Source organism: Sorangium sp. So ce131, assembly GCF_051519095.1.
Classification (GTDB): domain Bacteria; phylum Myxococcota_A; class Polyangia; order Polyangiales; family Polyangiaceae; genus Sorangium.
The window spans coordinates 6674170-6687004 of sequence record NZ_CP150455.1; the positions used below are offsets into that span (position 1 = coordinate 6674170).

8 protein-coding genes are annotated in these 12835 nt (G+C 69.5%); 2 read left to right on the top strand and 6 right to left on the bottom strand.

Features of this window, described 5'->3' with window-relative positions; translation table 11 throughout:
* The first annotated feature begins 321 nt into the window (after positions 1 to 321).
* Complete coding sequence (locus WMF43_RS24355) at positions 322 to 2775, top strand: family 43 glycosylhydrolase (RefSeq protein WP_437683551.1); 2454 nt, start codon at positions 322 to 324, stop codon at positions 2773 to 2775.
* Between the two features lie 155 nt (positions 2776 to 2930).
* Positions 2931 to 3860 (top strand): class I SAM-dependent methyltransferase, encoded by a 930-nt coding sequence (locus WMF43_RS24360; RefSeq protein WP_437683553.1) that lies wholly within the window; start codon positions 2931 to 2933, stop codon positions 3858 to 3860.
* 89 nt (positions 3861 to 3949) lie between these two features.
* Here the strand turns inward: WMF43_RS24360 and WMF43_RS24365 are convergent, their stop codons facing one another.
* The 6 genes from WMF43_RS24365 to WMF43_RS24390 all read right to left on the bottom strand — a co-directional run bounded on the left by WMF43_RS24365 (position 3950) and on the right by WMF43_RS24390 (position 12475).
* Positions 3950 to 5731, bottom strand: a complete 1782-nt coding sequence (locus WMF43_RS24365; protein WP_437683554.1) for a CotH kinase family protein — start codon at positions 5729 to 5731, stop codon at positions 3950 to 3952.
* 275 nt (positions 5732 to 6006) lie between these two features.
* Complete coding sequence (locus WMF43_RS24370; RefSeq protein WP_437683556.1) at positions 6007 to 6762, bottom strand: SAM-dependent methyltransferase; 756 nt, start codon at positions 6760 to 6762, stop codon at positions 6007 to 6009.
* 34 nt (positions 6763 to 6796) lie between these two features.
* Positions 6797 to 7669, bottom strand: a complete 873-nt coding sequence (locus WMF43_RS24375; RefSeq protein ID WP_437683558.1) for an STAS domain-containing protein — start codon at positions 7667 to 7669, stop codon at positions 6797 to 6799.
* A gap of 442 nt (positions 7670 to 8111) precedes the next feature.
* On the bottom strand, positions 8112 to 8882 hold the full coding sequence (locus WMF43_RS24380; RefSeq protein WP_437683559.1) for a response regulator transcription factor: 771 nt from the start codon (positions 8880 to 8882) through the stop codon (positions 8112 to 8114).
* Positions 8883 to 9103: 221 nt separating this feature from the next.
* Positions 9104 to 10210: an alpha/beta hydrolase family esterase gene (locus WMF43_RS24385; protein ID WP_437683561.1), complete on the bottom strand. Its 1107-nt coding sequence runs from the start codon at positions 10208 to 10210 to the stop codon at positions 9104 to 9106.
* Positions 10211 to 10345: 135 nt separating this feature from the next.
* Positions 10346 to 12475 carry a glycosyl hydrolase gene (locus WMF43_RS24390; protein ID WP_437683563.1) on the bottom strand — a complete coding sequence of 710 codons (2130 nt, stop codon included), beginning with the start codon at positions 12473 to 12475 and terminating at the stop codon, positions 10346 to 10348.
* Positions 12476 to 12835 lie beyond the last annotated feature (360 nt).

The following is a 12835-nucleotide window of genomic DNA, read 5'->3' on the forward strand; positions in this document are numbered from 1 at the left end:
CCCGGACCACGCCCGCGTGATCTCGCCTCGCGCTCGGCGATCGTCGCCGCTCCGCCGGGCGAGGTGCCGGCGAGCGGGCCAGAAGGTCAGCGGCGCAAGCGAGCGCCAGCACGCGCGCCGCTGGACCCGATATCGAAGGTCGGAAACGTTTGACGCGCGCCTTCAGCGGTGCATATGGGTGCCGAGAGCCATATTGGCTACGTTCACATTTCAACCAGGGCGGATTTTTCCCGCATGACTTGCCTTCGGGGGTTCGGCCTTTGCTGCCGGTTCCCGGAGCACGATGAAGAGCGCTGGCGCGGCGCCAGCGAGGAGCGAACGATGAAGCAACGTGGCGCGCCTGTCATGGCGATTCTCCTGGCTGGGTCCTTGCTCGCGGCCTGCGCAGAGAGCGAAGATCTAGAGTCTACGCTCACCATCGAGAGCAGCGGCGAGGGCACGACCGATCCCGGGCCCGGGACCTACACGCACAAGTCTGGCAGCTGGATCACCGTGACCGCGACGCCCGCTCCGGGCTTCAACTTCCTTGGATGGAGCGGCGCCGACACCGGGCTGGACAACCCGGCGACGTTCACCCTGGGCGCGGACAAGACGCTGACGGCCCTGTTCGGCACCGCGTTCAGCCCGACGACCTACCAGAACCCGGTGCTGCCCGGCGATCACCCGGACATGAACATCTACCGGGAAGGCGACGACTTCTACCTGGTCGGGTCGAACTTCCACATGATGCCCGCCTTCGAGATCCTGCACTCGACGGATCTCGTGCGCTGGGAGCGCGTGACCCGGGTGGTCCACTCCACCGCGCCCGCGCTGAAGGAGCAGATCGGCCCTGGCCAGGGCACGTGGGGCGGCTTCATCGTCAAGGCCGGCGACGTGTACCGGGTCTACTACGCCATCAAGGCGACCCAGTATTTCTCCTCGGCGCCGAGCCTGTCGGGCCCGTGGTCGGAGCCCCAGAAGGTCGACATCTTCCCCTACACGCCGCCCGGGAGCGACACCGCGTACGAGCGAGGGACCGGGTCCGACAACTCGGTGTTCATCGATCCCGAGAGCGGCAAGACGTTCATGATCATCAAGAACGGCCTCTGCAAATGGGACGCGGATCACCCGAACGACTTCGGCATCAACCTGGTCACGGAGATCGATCCCCAGACCGGGATGCTGGTGCCGGAGTCGACCGTCGATCTGAGCTTCATCAACTGGGACCAGGAGACCGGCGGCTGCGGGGACTTCAGCAACCCGGACTGGAGCAAGTGGGCCGAGGGGCCGACGATGGCGAAGCGCGGCGACTGGTACTACTACTTCGTGTCGACCCACACGGCCTGCGGCGGCCAGCTGCACGCCTGGGCCTCGAAGAAGCTGGTCGGCAGCACCCCCGAGGACTGGCACTGGCTCGGCTACGTGCTGACCGGCGAGGAGCCGTACGCGGGCGTGCAGCACACCACCGCGCCGTTCGAGCTCGACGACGGCACCTGGTGGACCTTCGCCCACTCGTACGACTGCACCAAGGTGGGCACCCAGGACTGGAAGAACGGCGAGTGGCAGGGGCTGGCGCGCGAGGGCCTGCTCCTGTCGGTGACCTGGGACGAGCAGGAGGTGGACGGCGAGACCATCCCCGTCCCGAAGTACACGACCGAGGTGCGCGATCTGCCGGCGCCCAAGCTGCCGCCGAGCGGCGTGCCGTTCCTGCTGCCCGTGAACGACGAGTTCTCGTCGAACGAGATCGGCTCCGCGTGGACCACCTTCGGCCCGTCGGAGGACAAGTACTCGGTGACGGACCGCCAGGGCTGGCTGCGGATCAAGCCGGGCGCCGGGGAGACCACGCGGGTGGTGCAGAAGGACGCGCTGCGCTCGAGCAACGTGGTCGTGAAGCTGCAGTTCAAGCCGGAGGCCGAGGGCGACGCGGCTGGCATCAGCGTGGGCAACGGTTACTGGCAGGACGAGCAGGTGCTCGCGGCCCCGACGTGGATGAACAGCGGCGAAGGCTTCATGCTCCCCGCCATCATGGAGGTCTCCGTGGCGCGGGTCATGGAGAACAAGACCGATACGATCCGGTTCTCGTTCCGGTCGCGCTCGGTGAAGCCGCTCGGCGAAGGGGCAAGCGCGTACACCGAGCTCGAGGAGCCGGTCGTGGTGGGCGGGTCGGTCCCGGCCCCCGAGGACGCGACGGTCTGGCTGAAGCTGGTCCGCACGGGCCACAAGGCCACGGGCTGGTTCAGCACCGATCGGCTCGAATGGACGCAGGTCGGCCCCGAGATCGACATCTCCACGCTCGACCACTTCTATGCGATGGCCCACACCTGGATCGGCAACCAGGCTGGCATGTTCGCGACCAACAAGCGCGCTGATTTCGATCTGTTCACGTACCGGGACGGGTTCACCCGGATCCCGGCGGCGGATGCGAACCAGCAATCGGGCGCCGGTGTCGCGTCGAGCGCGTCGGCGGGTCCGGTGCTGGACGGGCTGGAGAACGGCGACTGGGCCATGTACGGCAGCGTCGATCTGGGCAGCGGCGGCGTGCACGCGAAGGCGATCCAGCTGAAGGCCTCGAGCGCCGGCGAGGGCGGCGCCGTGGAGGTCTGGATCGATCCGCTGGCGGGCGGCTCGGCCATCGGCACCTGCAACATTCCCGGCACGGGGGAGTGGGAGGAGTGGAAGAACATCACGTGTGATGTGAAGCCGACCGCGGGCACCCATGAGGTCTATCTGAAGGTGACCGGCGGCACGGGCGAGCTGCTGCGCCTCGCGTCCCTGCGTTTCCTGCCCTCCAAGTGACCTGTCGGCCACGGCGCGCGGCGGCTCGCGGGGCCGCCCGCGGCGTGGCCCTCGTCGTGGGCTTCGCCGCTCGCGGCCCTCGCCGTCGACTCCGCCGCCGGCCCGGCGGGTGCGCCTCCTGGGCTCCGGCGCTGCGGTCGTGGTAGGGGGCGCGGATGCACCGCCGTCCTCGCTCCGCCGCGCCTGTTGCGGCGCTCATCACCCTCCTCAGCAGCTGCAGCACCACGCCCGACGCTGCCGCGCCAGGCAGCGGCGCCCCGCGCGATCCTGCAAGCCCCGCGCAGGCCACCCACGCGGGCCACGGCCCCCCGCACGAGCAGCAAGGCGCCGGCCCCCCGGGGCACGCCCACGGTGCGGGGCACGCCCACGGCGCGGGGCACGCCCACGGCGCGGGGCACGCCCACGGCGCGGGGCACGCCCACGGCGCGGGGCACGCCCACGGCGCGGGGCACGCCCACGGCGCGGGGCACGCCCACGGCGCGGGGCCGCTCGTGCACCGCTTCGAGCGGGCCGAGGACTGGGTGCCCGAGTTCGAGGGCCCCGAGCGCGACGCCTGGCAGAAGCCCGCGGAGGTCGTCGCCGCCATGCGGATCACCCCCGGCATGCGGGTCGCCGATCTCGGCGCCGGTACGGGCTATTTCCTGCCGCACCTGTCCCGCGCGGTCGGGCCGGCCGGCGCCGTGATCGGCCTGGATATCGAGCGCGACATGGTCCGCTACATGACGGAGCGCGCCGCCCGCGAGCGGCTCGGCAACGTCACCGCGCGCCAGGTCAGCCCCGACGATCCCGGGCTCGAGCCCGGCTCGGTCGACCGCATCCTGGTGGTCGACACCTGGCACCACATCCCGGGCCGCCCCGCCTACGCGGCGAAGCTGAAGACCGCGCTCCGCCCTGGCGGCGCGGTGGTCGTCGTCGACTTCACCGAGGCCGCGCGCCACGGACCCCCGAAGGAGTACCGCATCTCCGCCGAGGCGGTCTCCGCAGAGCTCCGCGCCGGTGGCCTCGTGCCGGAGACCGTCGCGGAGGACCTGCCCGAGCAGTACATCGTCGTGGGCAGACGCGCTGACACCAGCGCGCCGCGCTGACACCAGCGCGGCGCGCTGACGCGGGCGGAGCGCCCGTCAGCGCGCCGCCCCGGCTTCAGACGGCCATCGTGGGTCGGGTCATCGGCGCGTCACTGCCCGAGGTACGCGGCCACGTCCGCCGCACGCCCCTTGGCGTGGGCGATCAGCGCCTCGAGGCCCCTGTCGAAGTCCTCGGGCGACGCGAGGTGGGTGTGCCCCTCGATCTCGCCCTCCGCCCCGACGACATACGGCGCGATCAGGTCGTGCGCCGCCTGGAACCACGTCTCCGCGGCGGCCGGCTCGTACTCTTCCTGCGCGGCCTGCGCCACATAGTCGCGGTACACCTCGAGGTACACCGGATCATCCAGCAGGTAGCGGATGAGCGGCCACTTCTCGTCCACCCCCTCCATCGAGAGGGGCAGCGCCGGCATCGGGGTCACTCCGCCCGCCTCGGAGTCGATGAACGCGAAGGTGTGGTCCCACGGGATCCACGTGAATTGCCCGTTCTTGTTCGGGTCCGAGTAGAGGTAGTAGTTGTGCGGCAGGCGGCCGTACACGTCCCAGTCCTCGATCACCGTGTTCAGCGCGAGCCAGTGCAGGAAGCCGTCGACGTCGAGGCGCGCCTCGAGCCCCGCACGCCAGGCGGCGGCGTCGGTCCGGTTGGCGTGCAGCGCGTCGAACAGCGCGCGCGCGTCCGAGAAATCGGCCTCCTCCTCGTTGTTCTCCTTGACGAGGGTGTCGGGATCCCAGGTCTCCCATCGCGCGCCGGTGCCGTCGGGCTTGTAGACATTGCCCTTGTGACCGCCGAAGTGCGTGTCGAGGAACGAGTCGTCCGACGGGACCTCGATCCCCGTGTACAGCCCGAAATAGACCGGCCCCTCCCCGTGATCGATGAAGACGCGGTAGAACGCGGCCGCGGGCGCGGGGATCCCCGCCTTGGCGAAGATGTCGGTGCCGAGCTTCTCGCGCAGGAGCGACGGATCCAGGTAGCTGCTGGTGAACGCCAGCCCGTCGAACCCGTAGAAGCGCTGGTTCTTGGTCTCGGGGTAGGTGTCCTCGAAACGGTCGAAATTGAGGCGCAGCGGCAGCTTCCAGTTACCCGCCCCCCAGGGCAGGAGCAGGCTGGCATTGCCCCGGAAGCGGATGCCGACGTGCTGCCACTTTCGGTCCTCGGTGGCGACGTCGCACTCGACGTAGACCGGCGAGCGCGGGATGAGATCGACGCTGCTGATCAGCCCGGGGTCGCCGCCCACCCCTCCCGGCCCGTTGGGCATGCAGGCCAGGCCGGCCTCTTGCTCGGTGCACGTCCCCTGGGTCTCGGTCCCGAAGAGGTCGACCGTGCAGGGGTCGGACGCCGCGAGATCGTTGCAGGCGTCGATCCAGTCCTGCGGCGGCTCGAACTCGCCGGGATCCGGCGGCCTCGGCTGGCAGGTCAGGCCGCCGGGGAGCTCCCCGCACGTCCCCTCGGCGGGGGACCCGAAGAGATCGACCGTGCAGTCGTCGCCGGCCGCGAGCCCGTTGCAGGCGTCGACCCACTCCTGCGGCGGCACGAACCCGCCGGGTCCCTGCGCCCCGAACTCGCCGATCATCGACGTCAGGTCGTCGACCATCTCCTGCCACTTCTCGGGCGTGATGGTGATGTCGATGCGGGGAACCCGGTCCTGCGGGAACGCGTTTTCGTAATCGGGCTGCTCCTCGGGCTTGTCGTCCCCGCCGCCGGTTCCACCCGTGCCTCCCCCATCCGAGCCACCCCCACCCGTACCGCCGCTCGTGCCGCCGCTCGCGCCGGTGCCCGTCCCGGCAGGGTTGGATTCGTTTCCGCCACAGCCCAGGAGGGGCGCGGCGGTCAACACGGCAAAGGGCAACACGTAACGCAGGTCTCGTAATCTCATCGGCCACTCCTTAAACCCAGCGGTCCAATGACGATTCTATGTCGATAGCGCTTCGGTTGTGTGACAAAACCACTCGCCGCGGGACGCCGGTCACGCCCCCTACGCGCTGAGGTGCCGATGCAGAGGCCGTGAGCACAGCCCGCCTACAAAGAGACCGGCCTACGGGAAAATCCCTCGGTAAAAGCAAAATTTTGCTGAAGCACGGTACGGGCGGCTCGACGACCGGCTCGCGCCGGCGGCTCTGCTCCGGCGTCGACCCGCCGGCAGCGGCGCCTTCAGTGGTGCGCGATCAAGCCGTGCATCTCGATCGGATTCGCGTCGTATTCATCCGGCGTCACGAAGTCCTCGAGGTCGAGCCACTCCACCAGGCGCCGGCATTCATGGACCTTCCACGGTCCGATGAGCTCCGCCATCTCCTCGGGTCTGCGCGGGTAGACCTTCATCCCTGCGAGGGACGCGGCCGCGTTCACCAGGCCCCCTCCCGAGGCGGCGCGCGCCACGGCGAAGCTGACGGCCAGCACGCTGCCGGGGGCGCAGAACGCGTGCAGCTTCCGCATGAGGCCGCGCGCGTTCTCATCGTCCATCATGTACATGATGCCGATGCACCCCACCGCGAGGCGGCGCTCTGCGCCGAAGAACTCCGCCCCCGTCGCGAGCAAGGGCGACGGCTCTCGCACGTCCGCCTGGATGTAGCGCATGTTCGGCTTGTCAGCCAGGATCTGCTGTCCGTAGGTCACGCTCACCGGGTCGATGTCCGAGAACAGGATACGAGCCTCGGGCAGGTAGTCGTTGAGGTGGCCCTGCGTCGGCAGCCCCGAGGCGAGATCGAGCACGTTCGTGATGCCCCCATCCGACCATAACTGCCCGACGAGCTGGATGAACCAGCGGTTGAGCTTCGCCCATTTCGGATAGGTCGGCAGGATCTTCATCATCGCCGTGGCGGCCTGGCGATCCACCTCGTAGTTGTGGTGCCCTCCGAGGACATAATCGTAAACCCGACCGATGTGCGGCTTGGTGGTGTCGATCTCCATTGTTCCCTCCTGGATCGAATTCGCGGCGCGCTCGTCAGCGGCCGCGGTACCCGTGAGTAGACCTGCGCTGCGAGAGCGGGCTGCTGGAGACCTCGAGCCCTTCCCGGCGCAGCGCGTAGACGATGCCGCTCTGAAGGTTGGAAAGGACGACGATGCCCGCGAGGTCGACGCTGTGCTCGCTGAGGGCGCGGGCGATCTCGGGGCGGATGCCGACCAGCACCGGGTGGGCGCCGAGGAGCTCGAGCGCGCGCGCGGTGCGCACGAGCGCGGCGACGACCTCCCCGTCCACGGCCGGCACCCCGGTCACGTCCAGGATCGCGGTGTGCACCTGCCGCTCCACCACGGCCCGCAGCAAAAACTCCGTGATCCTGGCCGCCCGCTCGGCGTCGATCTTCCCGATGAGCGGCAGCACCACGATGTGGTCGTACACGGGCATGATCGGCGTCGAGAGCTCGAGGATGATGCGGCGAAGCTCGCTCTCGCGGTTCTGTATCGCGCTCTCGAGCGCGAGCTGCATCTCGTCGCGCTGGACGCCGATCTCGCGGCGCTCCTTCTCCGCCACCGCGTCCACGAGCAGCGTCAGGTAATCGTTCACGCGCGCCACCTGCTCCAGCGCCTCGGGCGCCGTCCCGGGGAGGCGCGCCAGCACCTCGCGCACGAGGGCGCGGCTCAGGCCGAGCAGGGCGCGCAGCCCGAGCCCCTGGTGACCGAGCTTTTCCCCGAGCGACAGGGCGGGCCCCGTGTCCCCCGTGGAGAGAAAATGGAGCAGCTCGGTGAGGATCTGCTGCGCGACCTGCGGCAGCCGGAACGGCGGGAGGCCGCTCCGGTTGTGCACGGCGTTGTCCTTGAGCGCCTTCGTCGCGCCCTTCGTCAGCGCCTGGTGCTCAGGGTCGATCCAGCTCTGCATACAAGCTCCGCTTTCTTGGCCTTGGCAATGCCATGTCGCATGGGCGCACAGGAAGTAGGAGACCCCCGACCTTCGAACCGCGCGCGCCCGTGAGAGCGCCGTCCGAAGCTGGGCCTCGGCGCCGCGCCGCGATCCGCTCGCCGTGACGACAAATGTCGTGACTTTGCAAGACTCTCCATGAGATGCGGCCGCGCGCCCCCCCGAGCCGCGCATCCATCCTATCAGTGTCCTGGACGGTTGTGCTCGATCGCAAACGCCGCGTGCGGCGGAGCTCTCATCGCACCAGGTGAGCCTGCACCTCAATTCACCTGGATCGCCGCGGATGTACCCAGGGCAGCCCACACCTCCGGTGGCGTCGGTCGCGTGCTCCGCGCGCGTGCGGCGGTCCGAGCGGCGTGCGAGCCCCGGCGGATCGGCCAGGAGCGGTCTTGCCGCCGGTCAGTCAGCCCAGGAAACCCCGCTCGGCCAGCCAGAGCGTCGCGCCGGCGCGGCTGTACAGGCCGAGCTTGTCGTACGCGTGGGCGACGTGATGCTGCACGGTCTTCTCCGAGATGCGGAGTACGAAGGCGATCTCGCGGTTGGTCTTGCCGGCCCCGACGAGCCGCAGCACCTCCAGCTCGCGCGCCGTGAGCGCCTTGCGCGGCCGGACGAGCCGACCGCGCCCTGCGCCTGCGAGATCGCCGCGCGGAGGAGCGGTGGGGACAGGATCGGTGGTGAGCAGATAGGCGTACGTCGTCCCGCGTCCCCCGGTCAAGCGATGCGTCCAGACCGGGTTGGCGCAATAGAGCTCCAGCATCTCCTTCGTGTACCCGACCACGAAGTATTCGAAATAGGGATGCCAGGCCGGGAGGTCACGGACCCGAAACTCGATGCCGGAATCGCTCAGGGTCGCCTGGGAGCGGCTCTCCGTATCGGCGAAGTACCGGTGCCATACATCCTGAATGGTCGTGACCAGCGAGGAGATCTCCGGATCCTGGACGAGGCGCTGCAGCGGGCCGTCGACGAGCGCCCACCGAGCCGACTCGGCCCCGAGCTCGAAGAGCGCGTCCTTGCCGTCCGGATAGAAGCGCCGCACGAGCTCGTCGTGGAACCCGAGGAACGCGGGCAGCGGAACCAGGCTGCTGGCCGTAATCGGCCGTCGGAACCACGGGTTGGCCAGCGCCACGTCACGAAAGAAGCCGCGCCACGCCTCCGAGCCGAACCTCCGGCTCACCAAGGTCTTCCGCGTCAGGATTGTGGTTCCGCTGACCTTCATAACCAAGCCGGTCGGCTCCTGCCCTGGCCCTGAACGACGAGGCCGCTCAGGAAGCAGGATCGCAAGATATCAGCTGCCAGTATGGACGATCGAGGCGTCAGCGGTCAACGCGCGCGCTCGCTCGCCCCACGGCAGCCGCGACCAGCGCGGTGCAGCAAGAGCAGATTCTTCCGGCAAGGCTACGGCAGGGTGTGCCGTTTCAGCACGGGCCATCCGATCCGCGCGTCGCCGGGCTCGTGACCACCGCCCTGCTTCGTGCACAGGATCACATCGACGCCGTCCTGGCAGTTCGAATAGGTCGAGCAGCCCTGGGCATCCTCGGCCGAGGCCGGGCCGGTGCATCCGTTGATCTCGGCCCACTTCTCGGAGCTCGCCTTCGCGCCGAGGAACGTGATGGGCATGCCCCGCACCACCGAGGAGTATCCACCGGCGTAGGGCACGATGGGATCCGAGGTGCCGCGGAACGAGATCACGCTGATGGGACGTGACGGGTTGCAGCCGCCTTCGTTCTCCTGCGCGAGATCGAAGGCGGCGGGCGCCACCGCCGCGAACACGTCGGCCGCGTGGCAAGCCACGTAGTGGGACATGCCGCCGCCCATGGAGAAGCCGACGGCATAGACGCGCTTCGGGTCGATGCAGGCGGTCTCCTGGACCTTGGCGACCAGCGCCCTGGCGAAGGCCACGTCGTCGGTGTCGGCGACGCAGCAGGGGCCCACGTTCCAGGCGCCGCCCGAGGGTCCGGACAGGCCGCTCGGGAAGGCCATGATCACCCCTTCTGGGTCGGTCTGCGCCGGGTAGGGCGAGCCCGATCGCTCCGACGGGCCAGAGCCGCCGAGAGGGTGGAAGTCCACGACGAGCGGCACCGGCTTGCTGCCGTCGTACGCGGCCGGGACGTGCAAGACGAAGCTGCGGCTCGAGGATCCCACCGTCACCGTCTGGTTCGTGTCGCCAGCCCTCAACGCGGGGGACGGGCACGTGATGCTCCCGCCGCCGCCCGTGTCGTTGCCCCCGGTGCCCGCGCCCCCGGTGCCCGCGCCGGTCGCGCTTCCACCGGCGCCGCTCCCGCCGGTGCCGTCACCGCCGGAGGAGGCCGTCGTGCCTCCCGACGCGGGGCTGCCGCTGCTGCCCGAGGAGGTACCACCCGCGCTGGTGCCGTCGCCGGGACCGCCGCCGTCACCGCCGCCGCTGGTGTTCCCGTCGCCGCCGCTGCCGCAGCCCCAGAGGGCAGCACCGAGCGCTCCTACCAGCAGAACCTGCTTTGGTAAACTCGTTCGTCCGTTCATCATTGGTCGCACCTCGCTCCGAGGAGCTCATAGCCGGGATCGCGGGCTCGCGGCATAGGCATACTGGCCTATGCCTCGATGCGAGTCGTCGCGCCCGCGCTGGTGGGCTGGGCGATCCGGGCGAACGTGGGACTCAGGTCAATCAGCGACCGCGGCGCACTGTCCCCAGGCGCTGCAGCTTAGGCCCGCGGCGCACGCGCCGCACGTCGTGCCGCACCCGTCGTCGCCGCACGAGGCGCCCGTGCAGTCCGGCTGGCAGGCGTGGTCCGCCGTGCCGAGGTAGAGGTCATCGATGTACACCTCGGTGCCGCCGTGGCTGTTCGCGCCGTCGCCGCCGAGGTCGATCTCGAGCTTGTAGGCGCCGGCGCTCGGCGGCGTGAAGCGCGGGGGGCTGCAGGTCGACCACGCCGTCCCGACGTCGCAGTCGAAGGCGGCGACGGTCGTCCAGGGATCGTGGGCCAGCACGACTTTGATGGGCACGACGCGGGGCGCGCTGGCCCGGAGGTCCACCTGCCACGTGTACTCCGTGGCGGCTGCCAGCGGGAAGCCCTCCTGCCGGACCTGGACGTGCCACGGCTGGGTGCCGCTGTTGTCGACGCGCACCCACTGCACGTAGCCGTGGTCGCCGCCCTCGTCGACGATCTCGGTGAGGCCGCCGGCGCCTTCGAAGAAGATGTCGCTGCGGTGGTACGTGTGGTCCTCGTTGAACCCGCAATTCTTGATGATGTTGTCGGGCTCGCCGTCGCCATCGCCGTCCTGGCAGGCGGCCGACGGCGGCCTGGGGTACCCCGAGGCGCGGTGATACCAGCGGACGTAGTCGACCTCGAGCTTGGCCAGGTCGCCCTGCGTCGCCCAGTCGACGTCGATGCACGACGCCGCGGTCTCGTCGCATTGGCCGTCCACACACGCGGCGCCGTTCGCGCACTGCGCGGCGGAGGAGCACGTTCGGTCCTTCCAGCCGAGACAGCCGAGCTCGCCGCCCACGGCGAGGTTCATGATGAGGTACATGGGCTGGCGGAACTCGGTCGCGCCCTCTCCGACGCTGAACACGCCGACGGGCGTTCCGCCGTCCTGCGGCAGGTCGTCGATGTAGATCGCGAAGTGGTCCTCGTCCCAGAGGAATCCCCACGTGTGCCAGGCGTGGTAATCGATGGTCGCGCCGTCCCAGGTCGACCGCGCGCCGCCCACGTCGGCGTCGCACTTCGCGTCGCCGCCGTTCGGCCACGCGCTGCAGGCGTTCGGCTCCCAGCCGCCGGGGTTCGCCGCGAGCTCCCCCGCCTCGGGGCGCTCGCGCCAGAGCGCGTTGAACCCCATGGCTTTGTTGTCGGGGTACAGGGCGGGGTTCTCCTTGATCTGGGTGTACTCCATGACGTCGATCTCGCCGGTCATCGGCCAGCCGACGCTGTCCTCCACCCCGCCGTCCTTGAGGGCGCCGTTCGCGCCGAGCAGCCAGATGGCGGGCCACATGCCGTTCGGCGGGACGTCCCCCGCCGCGAGCTCGGCGAAGGGCATACGCGCCCGGAACTCGAGGTAGCCGTACCGGAGCTCGACCTTCTCGTCCGTGCTGAGGCGGCCGGACGTGTACGTCATCCCGTTGGCAGGCGGGTTGGCGATGCCGGTGTGCGGGGCGCACTCGTCGTGATCCCAGACGCCGTTCTGGTTCTGGTCGTTCAGGCAATAGCCGTCCATGCAGGTCCCGTTCGCGTCGCAGTCCGCGGGGCCCGCGCACGTCTTCCAGACCACGCAATCGAGGGGCTCTTCCCGCGCGAGCAGGGTGAGCTTGCCGTCTTCAACGCAGTAGTTCCAGGTATCCGGGTGATCGGTGCACTCGCGGTTCGTGTAGGCCTGCTGCTCGAAGTTGACGCCCAGGTTTTCTTTGCCCCAGAAGCCGGCGTTGATCTGCGATCTCGGCTGGCCTGCGCCGAGCTCGCCGCCGAACTCGTCGGCCCAGGTGAGGGTGTGCGTCTCGCCGTCGATGACGATCGACGGGACGGCAGGCGCGCCGCCGCCCGCGCCGCCGCCGCCGCTGTCCGACCCGCCGCCGCCGCTGTCCGCTCCACCACCGCCGCTGCCCGTCGTCGCCTGCGTCGTGCTCCCGGTGCTCGAGGTGGTCCCGGTGGGTTCGCCGCGGCTGTCCTCACCCTCGCATCCGAACACGACGAGGCCGAGCGCGAGCGCGCCGCAACCGAGGGGGCCCGGCAGCCGGCTGATCGCGCGGGAGCTCGAGTGTCGTCCGTGAGATCTACCATCGAGGTCTTCGTTGCGCATGAGGCGACCATACACAAGAGAGAGAGCTCGCTCCAGATTTCATGACGAGCACCTGGGCTCGTCCACCGAAACTTGACTCAACATTTCAAGCTCATGACGACGAGACGAGGAGGTAAAGCCTCTTTCTTAAGTTTTCCTCCATCGCCACGCACTTCAGCTCGAATGCCGACGGACCTCCGGTTTTCACCACGTCAGCAACGAAGGCTGCGCTGCTCCTGCGGGCCCTCGCGAGATCCGAGGCGCCGTCGTCCCGCGGTGGAGCGACCACGAGCGCATACAAGCGCCCACTCACCAGCTGGACGAACGTCTCGTATCACGCGTCGAAAACCTGCGGCGAAACCGCCGATCGACGTCCAGCCC